The 15,802-nt window shown below is 53.9% G+C and carries 14 protein-coding genes; 6 read left to right on the forward strand and 8 right to left on the reverse strand.

Annotation, left to right across the window (positions count from 1 at the left end; all coding sequences use genetic code 11):
- Positions 1-26: 26 nt before the first annotated feature.
- Genes hofQ through pilM form a run of 5 tightly spaced genes read right to left on the reverse strand, consistent with a single transcriptional unit; the run spans position 27 to position 3,465 of the window.
- Positions 27-1,286, reverse strand: a complete 1,260-nt coding sequence (gene hofQ, locus EHV07_RS21475; RefSeq protein WP_147200130.1) for a DNA uptake porin HofQ — start codon at positions 1,284-1,286, stop codon at positions 27-29.
- On the reverse strand, positions 1,189-1,626 hold the full coding sequence (locus EHV07_RS21480) for a HofP DNA utilization family protein (RefSeq protein ID WP_147200131.1): 438 nt from the start codon (positions 1,624-1,626) through the stop codon (positions 1,189-1,191). Before EHV07_RS21480 ends, hofQ begins: the two co-directional genes overlap by 98 nt.
- Entirely contained in the window at positions 1,616-2,110 is a 495-nt protein-coding gene (locus EHV07_RS21485) for a hypothetical protein (RefSeq protein WP_147200132.1), read from the reverse strand. Before EHV07_RS21485 ends, EHV07_RS21480 begins: the two co-directional genes overlap by 11 nt.
- A complete protein-coding gene (locus tag EHV07_RS21490) occupies positions 2,103-2,648 on the reverse strand; it encodes a PilN domain-containing protein (RefSeq protein WP_168199657.1) in 546 nt (181 codons plus the stop codon). The genes EHV07_RS21485 and EHV07_RS21490 overlap by 8 nt, the downstream gene beginning before the upstream one ends.
- A complete protein-coding gene (pilM, locus tag EHV07_RS21495) occupies positions 2,635-3,465 on the reverse strand; it encodes a type IV pilus biogenesis protein PilM (RefSeq protein ID WP_147200134.1) in 831 nt (276 codons plus the stop codon). The genes EHV07_RS21490 and pilM overlap by 14 nt, the downstream gene beginning before the upstream one ends.
- Before the next feature lie 117 nt (positions 3,466-3,582).
- Here pilM and mrcA point away from each other — a divergent pair, with 117 nt between their 5' ends.
- The gene (mrcA, locus tag EHV07_RS21500) at positions 3,583-6,138 is read left to right on the forward strand and encodes a peptidoglycan glycosyltransferase/peptidoglycan DD-transpeptidase MrcA (protein WP_147200135.1); all 2,556 of its coding nucleotides are present in this window, start codon (positions 3,583-3,585) and stop codon (positions 6,136-6,138) included.
- 141 nt (positions 6,139-6,279) lie between these two features.
- Here the strand turns inward: mrcA and nudE are convergent, their stop codons facing one another.
- Positions 6,280-6,846 carry an ADP compounds hydrolase NudE gene (gene nudE, locus EHV07_RS21505; RefSeq protein WP_147200136.1) on the reverse strand — a complete coding sequence of 189 codons (567 nt, stop codon included), beginning with the start codon at positions 6,844-6,846 and terminating at the stop codon, positions 6,280-6,282.
- Between the two features lie 411 nt (positions 6,847-7,257).
- Here nudE and EHV07_RS21510 point away from each other — a divergent pair, with 411 nt between their 5' ends.
- The 4 genes from EHV07_RS21510 (at position 7,258) to pckA (ending at position 12,849) form a co-directional block, all read left to right on the forward strand.
- Positions 7,258-9,396: an intracellular growth attenuator family protein gene (locus tag EHV07_RS21510; RefSeq protein WP_147200137.1), complete on the forward strand. Its 2,139-nt coding sequence runs from the start codon at positions 7,258-7,260 to the stop codon at positions 9,394-9,396.
- 149 nt (positions 9,397-9,545) lie between these two features.
- Complete coding sequence (hslR, locus tag EHV07_RS21515) at positions 9,546-9,947, forward strand: ribosome-associated heat shock protein Hsp15 (RefSeq protein ID WP_147200138.1); 402 nt, start codon at positions 9,546-9,548, stop codon at positions 9,945-9,947.
- A 22-nt stretch (positions 9,948-9,969) separates the two neighbouring features.
- Positions 9,970-10,848, forward strand: coding sequence for an Hsp33 family molecular chaperone HslO (hslO, locus tag EHV07_RS21520; RefSeq protein WP_147200139.1), 879 nt, complete (start codon positions 9,970-9,972; stop codon positions 10,846-10,848).
- Positions 10,849-11,235: 387 nt separating this feature from the next.
- A complete protein-coding gene (pckA, locus tag EHV07_RS21525) occupies positions 11,236-12,849 on the forward strand; it encodes a phosphoenolpyruvate carboxykinase (ATP) (protein ID WP_147200140.1) in 1,614 nt (537 codons plus the stop codon).
- A 49-nt stretch (positions 12,850-12,898) separates the two neighbouring features.
- On the opposite strand, the gene envZ is transcribed toward pckA, so the two are convergent.
- Positions 12,899-14,251 carry a two-component system sensor histidine kinase EnvZ gene (gene envZ, locus EHV07_RS21530; RefSeq protein WP_147200141.1) on the reverse strand — a complete coding sequence of 451 codons (1,353 nt, stop codon included), beginning with the start codon at positions 14,249-14,251 and terminating at the stop codon, positions 12,899-12,901.
- Positions 14,248-14,967: a two-component system response regulator OmpR gene (gene ompR / locus EHV07_RS21535; RefSeq protein WP_001157751.1), complete on the reverse strand. Its 720-nt coding sequence runs from the start codon at positions 14,965-14,967 to the stop codon at positions 14,248-14,250. Before ompR ends, envZ begins: the two co-directional genes overlap by 4 nt.
- 289 nt (positions 14,968-15,256) lie before the next feature.
- On the opposite strand from ompR, the gene greB reads away from it, so the two are divergent.
- Positions 15,257-15,736, forward strand: a complete 480-nt coding sequence (gene greB, locus EHV07_RS21540) for a transcription elongation factor GreB (RefSeq protein WP_147200142.1) — start codon at positions 15,257-15,259, stop codon at positions 15,734-15,736.
- Positions 15,737-15,802 lie beyond the last annotated feature (66 nt).

Genomic DNA, 15,802 nt, shown 5'->3' on the forward strand with positions numbered 1-15,802 from the left:
GCTCCTCAGTTTGTAACAAAAAAGCATTATTCATCACGAATCAGCCTTGGGGTGATGAAGATGACCAGCTCCCGCCGTTTTTGCTCCGTGGTCGTGTGACGAAAAAGCGCCCCCAACAGAGGAACATCGCCCAGCACAGGCACCTTGCTTTGTCCCTTTGCACTATGCTGCTGAAAAATGCCGCCGAGCGCCAGCGTTTGCCCGTCTTTGAGCGTAACCTGTGTTTCGATTTCCTGCTTATCAATAGCGATATATTCTCCTTCGCCGCTGCGCATTGTGCTGCCAGGCACATTCTGGCTGAGATGCAGTTTCAGCATTATTCGCCCATTAGGCTGGATGACCGGCGTGACCTCCATCCCTAAAACCGCCTCTTTAAACTCTATTGTGGTGCTGCCATTACTGCCGCTGGCCACCTCATAAGGGATTTCGGTTCCCTGCTTGATGCTGGCGGGCTGCTGATGCGATGTAAACAGTCTCGGGCTGGCAATAATTTCTACTTTGTTTTCCTGCTCCAGCGCGCTCAGTTCCAAATCGAGCAGCTTGCCGTTAAGTCGGGCAAGGGTAAAACCTGCGGTCATTGCCGGGGTGGCAACGGGCAGATCGACCCGCAGCTGACTGACCCTTAGCGCCTGGGAGATCTGTTCCTCGCTGCTCATGCCCCACTGCACGCCCAGTTCCCGCAGGCTTTCTTCGTTAATGGTGACGATATGTGCGGCCAGTTCTACCTGTTCCAGCGGGATGTCCAGGGTAGCGACCCAGCGACGCGTCTCTTCCAGGGCGGTATGCGTATCACGAAGCAGCAGAGTATTGGTACGGGTATCGACCGTAACGCTGCCGCGTGGCGTCATTAGCTGGCTTCGTAAGGCCTTCAGGCTGGTATGAATGGTGCTGGCATCCGCATACTGTAGCGTTAACGCCAGCGTTTGCAGCGGCTGCGATTTTTCCGCCTCTTCCTGCTTTTGCTGCTGTTCAAGCGCTTTCTCTCGCTGCCAGCTTTCCGGGTATGCCAGCAACACGTTGCCTTCTGTTTCAATACTGATTTTTGCCATTCGCGCCACCAGCGTTAGCGCCTGTTGCCAGGGGATCTCCTGTAACCTGACGGAGAGTTTGCCTTCAACCCCAGGCGCAACCAGCAGGTTTAGCTGTTGGTAATCGGCCAGCGCCTGCAATATCTGACCGACCGGCGCATCATCGAACGCCAGTGAGAGCGGTTGTGGGCTGCCATGGAGCAACGGCAGGCGTAACAGCAGCAACAGCAACATCGTTTTCAAGAGCTGAATTTTCATAAATGCTTCCTTTCAACGCCAGTCTTAACGGTGGCGTGCATCCTTGTTGTGCCGCGAGCGTAACGCTACGCGCATCAACTTCCCGCAATTGCCAGTACTCATCCAGGCGTTCTTTATGCCCGCGCAGCCTGCCTTTGCCCTGGTCGGAAACCATCAAAGCGCGGTAATCCTCTTTATGACCGATAATCCCACGTAGCCGCCAGAGCGGACGTGCGTGACCGGCAGCCTGGCAGTTCAGCGAGTCAGGCGGCGTAAAGGGATCGCGAGACGCACAGGTATCCGCTGAACCGAGCAGCAGTCCGCCTCCCGCCATCAATATCAGCAGCCAGTTAACGCTCATGATTCACAACCAAAACAAACTGGAATTGAAGGCGTTCCTGTACGCGTTTTAAGGTGAACTGAGGCAGAGTGACGACAGGTTGTCGTTCGCTTAGATAACGCAGCACATCCTGCAAGTGCGACCAGTCCAGCTCCAGCGTCAGTTCTCCCCCGCCTGAAGCGGGCTGCCAGCGTTTAAGGCCATTGCCAGCGCTAGCCGTAAGCTGTACCAGAGAAAATGGCTGTTCCTCAGACTGTAACGCCTGTCGTAGCGTCACTATTTCGGCCTCTCTTTCATCCAGCGACTGACCGTGCCGTAAGCTTCGTAGCGTTGCCTGGTAACGCTTTAGCTGGTGCTGCTGCTGAGTCTGCATCGATACGCTTTGCTGCAACGGCGGCTGCCAGAGCTGCCAGACGGCCACCGCCAGAACAAGAGCAATTAATGTCAGCACCAACAGACGCAGCCACAGGGAAAGCTGTAGCCAACGGAGTAACGCGTTACTCATCAAGCTTCTCCTGACTCACCAACGTTGCCAGCAGGCTGAACTGAATGACGCCTTGAGGATTGCGGCTTAGCTTTCCCGTTGTCACCCGCCGGAACAGCGACAGCCTCTCCAGACGTAAACGGAAATCATCAATCTCGGCCATCTCCGGGCAAAAGCCCGAAAAAGTCAGGTCATCCGCCGTTTTACTCAGCCCGCTCAGCCAGAGCTTTTCTGGCATCAAATCCGGTAATGTCAGCGTAAAGTCATGCCACTGCCGCAGCCGTTCACGCTGGCTGACATAGTTCGCCAGCTTCTGCTGAAGCTGCTGTTTTTGTAGTGCCAGGGCAACGGAACGCGCTTTTAACGCGTCGAGCCGCCTGTTCGCCTCCTGCGTTCGGCGAACAAGGTTCCCTCGTTGTTCATTCTCCATCCGCAAACCCGCCGTCGGCAGCAGGGCAAATAGACAGGCGGCACTCATTACCGACGCTATCAGGCAGTCACGATGCCACTTCGCCCTAAGCTGACGGTGACGCCAGGGAAGTAAATTAACCCAAACCATCACTATCTCCTGGCCGCAAAGCCAATCCTGCTGCCAGCGCAAACTCACTGGTGGATAACGGCAGCGGCAGTTGCTTAAAGGCGAACGCATCCAGTGGATTAAGCCGTTTCGTATTATCCGGCAAGTCGGTATCCACGGCCGAGCTATAGTAAAAATCGGTTGTATCAGGCAGATATCGACAGCGCAGCGCTGCAAAGTCCGGTGCCTCCTCTACAGCACACCATCCTGTTTGCTGCCCGGCAGGAAACCACAGCCAGTGATCGGTTAAACGATGAACCAGCGCCGATGCGGGATTGAGCTGCAAGCCCTGTGCCAGCGCGCGTAATGCAGCCGGTGTGAGTTCGAAAATATCTGGCTGCAATTTTGCCTGTCGAAAACAGTGTTGCCAGCTTTGCACCGCTTCATGTCGCGCTGCGGTTAACCAGAGCTGGCCGTTGTTTCCTTCCGCTGCGCGGTAGTCCAGCGCCAGGGTTTCGGGTTCGATGGGAAAAAAACGTCGCGCCGCAGCAGTAATATAATTGCTTCGTTCCGGCTCGCGCAGCTGTGTTCCCGGCAGCTCAACCGAGCGCTGTAACACCAGCTGTGGCGGGAAACCAACCCGCAAAGAAAGGCGATAAGGCAGCTGCCGCCGCCAGTGCTGTAACAGTGCGATTACCGGTTCGGGTCGTTGCACCAGGCCGTTGGTTAACGTATCGTGCGGCAACGCATGCCGCCACCAGTGGCGAAGTTGCCAGCCGTTCCGACGGCGTTGGATAGCCAGGGCGCAGATCTGCCCGTTCTGTATATCCAGGCCGACTTGCCATGTCTGAAATGCCATTGCGCGATCTCCCTATCGTCAGTGATTAAAATGACGTATCAAAGCTTCTGGCTTGCCTTTATACTACCGCGCGATTGTTTATAAACTGTCCAGACGACTCAATATGGAAAATATCAGGTGAAGTTCGTAAAGTATTTATTGATCCTTGCAGTGTGTTGCATTTTGCTGGGAGCAGGCTCGATTTATGGCTTATATCAGTATATCGAACCGCAGCTGCCCGACGTTGCTACGCTGAAAGATGTCCGGCTCCAGACGCCGATGCAGGTTTACAGTGCCGATAATGAGCTGATTGCTCAATATGGTGAAAAGCGCCGCATCCCGTTGAAGCTGCAGCAGATTCCTCCCGTTATGGTGAAGGCGTTTATCGCCACCGAAGACAGCCGTTTCTACGAGCACCACGGCATTGATCCGATTGGTATTTTTCGTGCAGCGAGTATTGCGCTGGTCTCCGGACATGCTTCGCAAGGCGCCAGTACTATTACTCAGCAGCTGGCTCGTAACTTCTTCCTCAGTCCTGAACGCACCCTGATGCGTAAAATCAAGGAAGCTTTCCTCGCCATCCGTATTGAACAGATGATGACGAAAGATGAGATCCTTGAGCTGTATTTGAACAAGATCTATCTGGGCTATCGCGCTTACGGCGTAGGTGCCGCGGCTCAGGTCTACTTTGGTAAGAACGTTGATCAACTGTCACTGAGCGAAATGGCGATGATCGCCGGATTGCCGAAGGCGCCATCCACGTTTAACCCGCTTTATTCGCCTAAACGCGCCCTGCAGCGTCGTAATGTCGTACTGGGTCGTATGCTGGATCAGAACTACATTACCCAGTCGCAATATGATGAGGCGCGCAGCGCTTCGCTGGACGCTAACTACCATGCGCCAGAAATCGCATTCTCCGCCCCTTATCTGACCGAAATGGTGCGTCAGGAGATGGTGAAGCGCTATGGCGACAATGCCTATAACGACGGCTTTAAAGTCACCACCACGATTACGCGTAAGCTTCAGCTGGGCGCGCAAAAATCCGTGCAGGACAACGTGTTGAACTATGACATGCGTCACGGCTATCGCGGCCCGGCTAACGTGTTGTGGAAAGTGGGTCAGAACGCGTGGGATCGCACTGAAATCCTGAAAACGCTGAAATCGTTACCCGTTTATGGTCCTCTCTTCCCGGCGGTTGTCACCGAGGCAAACCGTGACCAGGCCACGGCTACAATGCGCGACGGCAGTAGCGTTACGCTGAATCTTGCCGGTATGCGTTGGGCGCGTCCTTATCGTTCTGACACCCAGCAGGGCAGCACGCCGAAATCCGTTACCGAGGTGGTGCAGCCAGGCCAGCAGATTTGGGTACGTCAGGTGGATACTGACTGGTGGCTGGCGCAGGTTCCGGACGTGAACTCCTCGCTGGTTTCACTTGATCCGCAGAACGGTGCCGTTCGTGCGCTGGTCGGTGGTTTCGACTTTAACCAAAGCAAGTTCAACCGTGCTACTCAGGCGCTGCGGCAGGTGGGTTCTAACATCAAACCTTTCCTCTATACCGCCGCGATGGACCGTGGGCTGACGCTGGCCTCAATTTTGAACGACGTGCCAATCTCACGTTGGGATGCGGGTGCCGGTTCCGACTGGCGGCCGAAGAACTCACCGCCAACCTACGACGGGCCGATCCGCTTGCGTCAGGGCCTGGGTCAATCTAAAAACGTGGTGATGGTAAGGGCAATGCGCGCAATGGGCGTTGATTACGCCGCTCAGTACCTGCAACGCTTTGGTTTCCCGGCACAAAACATTGTGCATACTGAATCGCTGGCGCTTGGCTCGGCCTCCTTCACGCCGTTACAAATGGTGCGTGGCTATTCGGTAATGGCCAACGGCGGCTTCCTGGTTGATCCTTACTTCATCAGTAAAATTGAAGATGAAAACGGCAATACGCTTTTTGAACAGAAACCAAAAATCGCCTGCCCGCAGTGTAACCTGCCGGTGATTTATGGGGAGACTCAGAAGGCGCTGGCAATGAACGAAGACAGCGTTGAGAACCCGGCAGTTTCGCAGCAGGGTAACAACGTTGCCGTGCCGCAGCCGCAGCTGGAGCAGGTTTCAAAGCAGCAGGTCTCTGCTGACGGCGAACAGCAATATGCCCCGCACGTGATTAACACGCCGCTGTCGTTCCTGATTAAAAGCGCGCTCAACTCCAATGTTTTCGGGGAACCGGGCTGGATGGGAACCGGCTGGCGCGCGGGCCGCGATCTGAAGCGTAACGACATTGGCGGTAAAACAGGGACGACCAACAGCTCGAAAGATGCCTGGTTCTCTGGTTACGGTCCGGGCGTGGTGACTTCCGTATGGATCGGCTTTGACGATCACCGTCGCGATCTGGGACGGACTACCGCATCCGGTGCCATCAAGGATCAGATTTCTGGCTACGAAGGCGGTGCGAAGAGCGCACAGCCAGCCTGGGATGATTACATGAAAGTAGCGCTGGACGGCGTGCCCGTTCAGCCTCTGACACCGCCAGATGGCGTGGTGACGGTAACGATCGATCGTCAGACGGGTAAGCTCGCGAACGGCAGTGGCAACACGCGCCAGGAGTACTTTATCAATGGTACGCAGCCAACTGAGCATGCCGTGCATGATGTTGGCACAACGTTAATGGATAACGGCGAGAGCCACGAGCTGTTCTAAGCGCTGGCCGATACAAAGGGTGGATGAGCCGCAGAAGAGAGATTTCTGCGGCTCATCCACCCTTTTCGTTGTTATCGAATACCTGACAGCGCCACCCCGCTTTTGCAGCAGTTGTGACCCGATAAGGTAGCCAGAAAGTGGCTAGTAGCTAAGCCGCCCTTGCTTTACCAACCATTCCCGCACCAGGAACAGTGCGCTCACATTACGAGCTTCACAGAAATCAGGTTCCTGTAGCAGACCCAGCAGATTATCCAGCGGCCAGCGCACCTGTGGCAGTGGCTCAGGCTCATCTCCTTCCAGCTGTTCTTCGTAGAGATTTTCCGCCACCACAATATTCATTTTGCTGGAGAAATAAGAAGGTGCCAGCGTCAGTTTCCCCAGCGCTTCCAGTTTCTCAGCACCAAATCCGGCCTCTTCTTTCAGCTCGCGATTCGCCGCCTCAAAAGGGGTCTCGCCCGGATCGATTAATCCTTTAGGGAAACCAAGCTCGTAACTTTCCAGCCCGACAGCATATTCGCGGATCAACACAAGATGATTATCGATAATGGGCACAATCATCACCGCTTCATGGCTGGAAGGTTTCATGCGTTCATAGACGCGCCGCGCGCCGTTACTGAAAAGCAAATCCACGGCCTGTACGGTGAACAGCCGTGAACGGGCAACGGTCTCTACATTAAGAATTTCGGGTTTTTGCAGTTGTCTGGTCATGGTGGCCCCAGGGAAAAGCCAAAAAATTGAGCCTGATAGCTCGCCAGTCACGGTAAATTAACCGATAGTTTCCCCATTGTGCGGCAGCGACGCGGGGATGCCAATCATCGCATGGATTATTTTACACTGTTATAACAATTGCGCCGGGTAACGATTTAAAAAGTTTTAAAAAATGTCAATCCGTGCACTATAAAATAGGAATATACCGATGTTGCAAATTAACGTTGCTTGTTACGATCACAGTTGGGACTCATCTACAATTATTCTAATTTTATGATTTTGTGCGCTATTTTTGTGGAAAAGGCGGATTGCCAGCGCCGTCTGAACCCGTCACAATGTCGAACTCGATATGATTCAGTCAGGTAATTTCCAGCATAAAGACGGGAACAGGGTGGCAGGAATGAGGGAAGCATGAGCACAATAGTCATTATATTGGCTGTAATGCTGGCCTGTTCAATGGGGGCGGGTTGTTTTTTTTGGTACGCTATGCGGCATCGTCCGCCGTTGGCGAAACCACTGCCATTTATTAGTCCTCCTTTTCGTAAACTTAGCGACGATGAGCGTAAAGCCGTCGAGCGCTATGTCAGCTCACTTGAAAAACATCGCAATACCCCTCTGCCAACCGGCGCCAGCAGTACAAACGATCGCCTGGTACTGACCTCACAAAGCAGCAATGTCTATCCGGTGACGCGCTCAATAACCCGTTACGGACTTTCTACCGACGAACCCCACAAATGGCGCTACTATCTTGACGCCGTTGAAGTGCATTTGCCGCCGTTGTGGGAGCAATACATAGCGGAAGAAAACTATGTTGAGCTGATCAAAACCCAAACTATTCCGCTGGTTATTTCCCTGAATGGCCATTCGCTGGTGAACTACGTTTACGAGCAGCCTACGCTGGCTGCGTCTGCGCGTCCGGTGGGTCAAAACGCCTCGATCAGAAAAGAAGAAAGCGAAAACATTGAGCTGCTCAGTGTGCGTAAGGAAACCCTTGAAGAATACACCCTTAGCCGCCCGGACGGGACACGGGAAGCGGTTGCGATTGGCTTAGCGCTGCTGCTGCTTTTCTTCAGCCTGATCAGCCCGGTAGTGCTGATGCCATGGCTGGTGTTTTCAGCCATTGTCGTCATCGGCGTCAGCGGCTGGTCGCTGTACCGTCGCCCCTCGGAAAAAGATTTACGCGAAATCCACTGCCTGCGAGGTGCGCCAAAACGCTGGGGATTATTTGGTGAATCGAACCAGGGTCAGGTAAGCAATATCTCGCTGGGCATTATCGATTTAATTTATCCTTCGCACTGGCAGCCCTATGTCGCGCATGATCTGGGTCAGTCGACGGAAGTGGATATTTATCTGAGTCGTCATGTGGTGCGTCAGGGCCGCTTCCTGTCGCTTCAGGATGAAATGCGTAATTTCCCGATTCAGCGCTGGCGTAAAAATCTGGTACTGGCTGCCAGTTCGCTGCTGGTCCTTATTCTGTTGATCGCGTTGATACCGTTGAGCATGCCGCTAAAGCTCAGCATGGCCTGGCTGAAAGGCACCGAAAGCGTGCAGGTGTTTTCAGTTAACGATCTGGAAAAAATTCCTCTGCGTGTTGGCGACAGCCTGAAAGTGAGCGGCGAAGGGATGTGTTCTGTTCCGGCCACCTATCAGGGCAACAGAACCTATGCTTTTATGCCGTTCGACTGTTCGGCCGTTTACTGGAACAATGCGGCTCCCCTGCCCCAGCCGCAGTCGGATATTATCGATAAAGCGATGGCCCTGCTGACGACCACCAGCGATCAGCTGCATCCTCAAAGCAGCGCCGATCCCAAACTGAATCCACAGCTTGCAACAGCCATCCAAAAATCCGGCATGATCCTGCTGGATGATTTTTCCGATATTGTGTTGAAAACGCAGGATCTTTGTAGTCAGGAACAGGATTGCGTCAGGCTGAAAAATGCCCTGGTTAATCTCGGCAACGCGAAAGATTGGGAAACGCTGGTGCACCGGGCGGATTCCGGTTCGCTGAACGGCATGAATGTCCTGTTACGCCCGGTCAGTGCCGAAGCGCTGGAAAATCTGGTGAATACCGCCACGTCATCATTCTTCTATCGTGAAACCCGCCGGGCTTCTGAGGCGTTGAACAGCCCACCACCGGGCGGATTTCTGATTGTCAGCGATGAAGGCCGTCAGTTAGTTAATCAGCAAACGCCGACCGTTTCGCTGTTCGACTACAACGCGCCCGATCAGTGGCCGGAGCTGCAACGGCTGGCGGGCATGCTGCTGCATACGCCGTTCTCCGCCTACGGCATCGTGACCAATATCAGTACTGACGCTAACGGCACGCGTCATATCGCGCTGCATAGCGAACCGGACGCCATCAAGCTGGGTCGTTACCTGGGCACCAGTCTGCTGCTGCTGCTGGTCACCTTAAGCTTTATTATCAACGCTCTGCTGGCGATCAAACGTATCCACCACAATCGCGTACGTACCGCCGCTATCCAGAACTATTACGATACCTGTTTCAGCCCTGCGCTGAACACGCCACAGGGCATTCGTCCCCTGTTCTGAGCCCGTTAGTTTTATGCTATTTTTAACACTGACATGGCTTTTGACCTCTCAGGTACCCTCTGATGCTCTGCTCCGGCCACACGCCGGAGCGGCACCTTGAATTCTGACGTATAACCCATACATAGGGATGTTCCCACACAGGAGCAGCGATGAAAGAGAAATCCGCAGAAGCGGTTCGGCTCGATAAATGGCTGTGGGCCGCTCGCTTTTATAAAACCCGCGCGATAGCGCGTGAGATGGTTGAAGGTGGCAAAGTTCACTACAACGGCCAGCGCAGTAAGCCAAGTAAAATTGTGGAACCTGATGCAGAACTGACGCTGCGTCAGGGTAACGACGAACGGACGGTCATTGTTCAGACGGTTAGCGACAAGCGCGGGCCTGCAACCGAAGCCCAGCAGATGTATGCCGAAACGCCACAGAGTATTGAGAAAAGGGAAAAGATCGCGCAGGCGCGCAAAATGAGTGCGCTGACTATGCCGCATCCCGATCGCCGCCCTGACAAAAAAGAGCGGCGCGACCTAATGAAATTTAAAAATTCTGGCGACGAGTAAGCCGCCACAACGAGAGAGAATTATGGCTCATCAAGACCAAATGCACCGTTACCTGTTCGAAAACTACGCCGTGCGTGGCGAACTGGTTACCGTTTCCGACACCTGGAAGCAGATTATCGACGGTCACGACTATCCACAGCCTGTACAGAAAGTACTGGGTGAACTGCTGGTAGCGACCAGCTTACTGACCGCCACGCTGAAGTTTGATGGCGATATTACCGTGCAGCTGCAAGGTGACGGCCCGCTGAATCTGGCGGTTATCAACGGCAACAACCGACAGGAAATGCGTGGCGTAGCGCGTCTTAAAGGCGATATCGCGCCTGAGAGCAGCCTGAAGGAGATGGTAGGCAATGGCTATCTGATCATCACCATCACACCTGCGCAAGGTGAACGCTATCAGGGCGTGGTCGGTCTGGAAGGTGAAACGCTGGCGGAATGCCTGGAAGATTACTTCATGCGTTCAGAGCAGCTGCCGACACGCCTGTTTATCCGCACGGGTGAAGCGGAAGGCCAGCCCGGCGCTGGCGGCATTTTGCTACAGGTACTGCCTGCGCAGGACGCTAACCCGGATGATTTCACGCACCTGGCGACGCTAACTGAAACGATCAAAACCGAAGAGCTGCTTGGCCTGCCGGCAAACGAAGTGCTGTGGCGTTTGTACCACCAGGAAGAAGTGACTCTTTACGATCCACAGGACGTGAGCTTCCACTGCACCTGTTCTCATGAACGCTGTGGCGAAGTCCTGCGTACCCTGCCGGAAGCCGAAGTGGACCAGATCCTGGCCGAAGACGGCAAGATCGATATGCACTGCGACTATTGCGGTAATCACTACATTTATGATGCTGTTGATATCGCGGCGATCCGCAACGATTCAACTACGGGTAACGATCGGGTTCACTGATTGTTGTGCGCCATGAGTCCAGTGGGCTGATGGCGCTTTCCGCTGCACAATTCTTCTGCTGCTTTTTCACACCTTTTTACACCCTTCGCCACCATTACGTACCCTGCCAGTTCCCAATATTTAAAATAGTGCCCACCTCCGTATTTACGCATAAATGCCTTATTAAACACTTAAGAAAGTAAAGAAATGAAATCGGGCGAAGCGTTATTGAACGATTCACGCGTCGCCTCTCATTTCTGCGGATTGGCCCTTTTCCTCGCGCCTCACCCGTGTAAACTGCGCGCGATCGTGATTAGCGTGTTATGAAGGCGTTGCGAAATATCACGGTCCTGGAACATTATGTTTAAACATTCTGAAGTAAAACTGAACCGACAAAGGAGCAGTAACATGCGTGACCTGACCCCGCAGGACCTCGTCGCTTATGGCATCACGGATACGGTTGAGATTATCCACAACCCCGACTTCGACACACTGTATAAAGAAGAAACTCGCCCAGAGCTGACTGGCTTCGAGCGCGGAATTGAAACGCAGTCAGGCGCGATCGCCGTTGATACCGGCATTTTCACCGGCCGCTCGCCGAAAGATAAATATATCGTTCGCGATGAAACCACCCGTGACACGCTGTGGTGGAATGACCAGGGCAAAGGCAAAAATGATAATCAGCCACTGAATAACGATACCTGGCAGCAGCTGAAATCGCTGGTCGGCCAGCAGCTTTCCGGTAAGCGTCTGTTTGTTGTCGATACCTGGTGCGGCGCTAACCCTGATACACGCCTCTGCGTACGTTTTATTACCGAAGTGGCCTGGCAGGCGCATTTCGTTAAAAACATGTTTATCCGCCCCGACGATGAAGCGCTGGCCAGCTTTGTGCCTGACTTTGTGGTGATGAACGGGGCTAAATGTACCAATCCGAACTGGCAGCAGCAGGGTTTGCATTCCGAAAACTTCGTCGCCTTCAACCTGACCGAGCGCATGCAGCTGATTGGCGGCACCTGGTACGGTGGCGAAATGAAGAAAGGTCTGTTCGCCATTATGAACTATCTGCTGCCGCTAAAAGGCGTTGCCTCTATGCACTGTTCGGCTAACGTCGGCGAAAAAGGTGACGTGGCGGTATTCTTCGGCCTGTCAGGAACGGGTAAAACCACGCTTTCTACCGATCCTGAGCGTCAGCTGATTGGCGATGACGAACATGGCTGGGATGACGATGGCGTGTTCAATTTCGAAGGCGGCTGCTACGCCAAAACTATCAAGCTGTCTGAGCAGGCTGAGCCGGAGATTTATCAGGCTATCCGCCGTGATGCGCTGCTGGAAAACGTGGTAGTACGCGCCGACGGTTCAGTGGATTACGATGACGGAAGCAAAACTGAGAATACCCGCGTTTCCTATCCGATCTACCATATCGACAATATTGTTAAGCCGGTATCGAAAGCGGGTCACGCACGCAAGGTAATCTTCCTGACTGCGGATGCCTTTGGCGTACTGCCGCCGGTTTCCCGCCTGACCCCCGACCAGACTCAGTATCATTTCCTCTCGGGCTTTACGGCCAAGCTGGCCGGCACCGAGCGTGGCGTAACGGAACCGACGCCAACCTTTTCCGCCTGTTTCGGCGCGGCGTTTTTGACGCTGCACCCAACGCAGTATGCAGAAGTGCTGGTCAAGCGTATGGCGGCAGCGGGCGCAGAAGCTTACCTGGTCAACACCGGCTGGAACGGGACGGGCAAGCGTATTTCGTTAAAAGACACGCGGGCGATTATCAACGCGATTCTCAGCGACGAAATTTCGACGGCTGAAACCGTCACGCTGCCGGTTTTCAATCTGGCGATGCCCACCTCTCTGCCCGGCGTCGACAGCCGCATTCTCGACCCGCGAAATACCTACGCCGATGCGGCTGAATGGGAAACCAAAGCCCAGGATCTGGCACAGCGCTTTATCGCTAACTTTGATAAATATACCGATACGGCGGCCGGCGCAGCCCTGGTTCCGGCGGGACCACAGCTGTAATCGTGCAGATAAAAAAACTGCCTGGAATCAGGCAGTTTTTACATTCACATCAGGTTGTGGTGGTCGCAGGTAATACCGCGCTGGTCGGTAACGGTAAATAAGCCCGAATACGCAGTCCGCCTCGTTCACTTTCGCCGATATCCAGTGAGCCCTGATGGGCATCAATAATACGCTGCACGATGGCCAGCCCTAAACCTGTGCCGCTGGTACTGCGGGCGCTGTCGCCGCGTACAAAAGGCTGGAACAGATGCTTAAGCTGATCGGGCTGGATCCCCGGGCCATCATCTTCGACCTGGAACCAGGCACGCTGAAGTTCACTGCCGCTGCTGACCTTAATCCACCCGTTACCATAACGCGCCGCGTTCACCACCAGGTTAGCTACCGCACGCTTGATTGACAGCGGATTGATATCCAGCATCAGTTCAGCAGGCATTACCGCGTTTTCAATTTCGCGCTCGTAGCCGCTTTCAGCCGCAACGACTTCGCCCAACACGCCGTTCAGATCGGCTCGTTCCGTCTGCATCTCCTGACCAGTGCGCAGATAATCAATAAACTGCTCGATGATTGCGTTGCACTCTTCAATGTCTTTATTAATTGATTCAGAGAGATAGCCATCCTCCTGCGACATCATTTCCGTCGCCAGGCGAATACGCGTCAGCGGCGTGCGCAGATCGTGACTGACGCCAGCCATCAGCAAGGTGCGATCGTCGGCCAACTGTTTAACACCCGCCGCCATCTGATTAAAAGCTCGAGTTACCGAGCGCACTTCAGAAGCGCCATATTCACGCAGCGGCGGCGGAATAATCCCTTTGCCGACCTGTAGCGCCGCATGTTCAAGCTCCACCAGCGGCCGGTTCTGAATACGAATAAACAGCCACGCGCCGCCTATTGCCAGCAGCATAATCGCCAGCGTATAGCGGAACAGCGGTGAAAAATCGCCCTGATGGATTTCGGTTAACGGAACACGCACCCAGATATCTGGCGACAGCCAGGTTTTCAGCCAGACCACCGGTGAGTTTTTATTTACCTCGACGCGCACGTCGGTCGGGCCGCCAAGCTGCTGCGCCATCTGCTGGCTGAGGAACTCGTAATGCTGCGCCCAGCGTAATCCGCTCTCTTCCGCCGCCGCATTGGTATACAGCGAAATGCCCAGCTCGCGGTAAATCTCACGACGAAATGCCGGTGGCACCTCAAGCTGCGTGCCGTCTTCCAGCTGCAGCTTATCGGTCATCAGCATCCGCACTTCGTACGCCAGCACCTTATTAAACTGCTGTAAACTCGGCAGAATAGCAAAGTTCAACACCACCAGATACGTCGTCACCAGACTGACAAACAGCAGGGTGACAATCAGCAGCAGCGTGCGGGCAAATGAACTGCGGGGAGAGAAGCGGATTCGCCTCATGCTTTACTGCCGTCCGGCACGAATACGTAGCCCAGGCCCCAAACGGTCTGGATATAGCGCGGATGAGCAGGATCTTCTTCCACCATGCGGCGCAGACGAGAAATTTGCACGTCGATAGAACGTTCCATCGCGCTGTACTCGCGCCCACGGGCAAGATTCATCAGCTTATCGCGCGAAAGTGGCTCACGCGGATGGCTAACAAGCGCTTTCAGCACGGCGAATTCACCGCTGGTCAACGGCATCGGTTCGTCTTCACGGAACATCTCGCGCGTGCCCAGATTCAGCTTAAACTTACCGAAAGCGATAACGGCTTCTTCCTGCGACGGCGCCCCCGGCAGCTCGTTCGCCTGACGGCGCAGAACGGCACGGATACGAGCCAGCAGCTCACGCGGGTTAAACGGTTTTGGAATATAGTCATCCGCACCGATTTCCAGACCCACGATACGATCCACTTCTTCCCCTTTCGCCGTGACCATAATGATCGGCATCGGGTTGCTCTGGCTGCGCAAACGGCGGCAGATAGAGAGGCCGTCTTCACCTGGCAGCATCAGGTCCAGCACCATCAGGTGGAAGGACTCACGCGTTAGCAGGCGGTCCATTTGTTCCGCATTTGCTACGCTGCGCACCTGGAAACCCTGTTCGGTCAGATAACGCTCCAGCAGCGCACGCAAACGCATGTCATCATCTACGACCAGAATTTTGTAGTTTTCTTGCATTTCGATACTCCCAAAGGCGCTATTGCCTGAGTCATTATTCTTAAAAAAGATGCCTGAATGTAACAGTCAATAATGGTTTATATTCTAGCCGAAATTGTTACAAAGCATATTAAACAGCAGCTTATCTTTAATTACGCCGCAAAAATGTGCGGATATTCAGCTCTCTTTCAGACGAATTGCCAGGACAAACAAGCAGTAACGTCAGGCAGAAAAAAGCAGATGGGATTTGCATCGTTGTCCAGCTCGCAACAAAATGGATAAAGCATTTTCGAGAAAAATTTGGATTAAGATGAAAACCAAACTGATCACCCGCGAAGGTTACGACAAATTAAAGCAGGAGCTGGACTTTCTCTGGCGTGAAGATCGGCCAGAAGTGACCAAAAAAGTGACCTGGGCTGCCAGCCTGGGCGACCGCAGCGAAAACGCCGACTATCAGTACAACAAAAAGCGTCTGCGCGAGATCGATCGCCGCGTGCGCTATCTTACCAAATGCCTTGAGCAGCTGCGCATTGTCGATTATTCACCGCAGCAGGAAGGCAAAGTCTTTTTCGGTGCCTGGGTTGAGGTAGAAAACGACGACGGTGAAATCAAACGCTTTCGCATCGTCGGCTACGACGAAATCTTTGGCCGTAACGATTACATCTCTATCGACTCGCCGATGGCCCGCGCATTGCTGAAAAAAGAAGTGGGCGATTTAGCTACCGTGCAAACGCCGGTTGGTGAAGCGTGCTGGTACGTCAATCAAATCGACTACGTTAAACAATCCTAATCACGCGGATTTGGTACGCCAGCAGGGACATACGCTGGCAATTACCCTGCGCAATCCGTATAACTG

Source organism: Pantoea sp. CCBC3-3-1 (assembly GCF_007981265.1).
Lineage (GTDB): Bacteria > Pseudomonadota > Gammaproteobacteria > Enterobacterales > Enterobacteriaceae > Erwinia.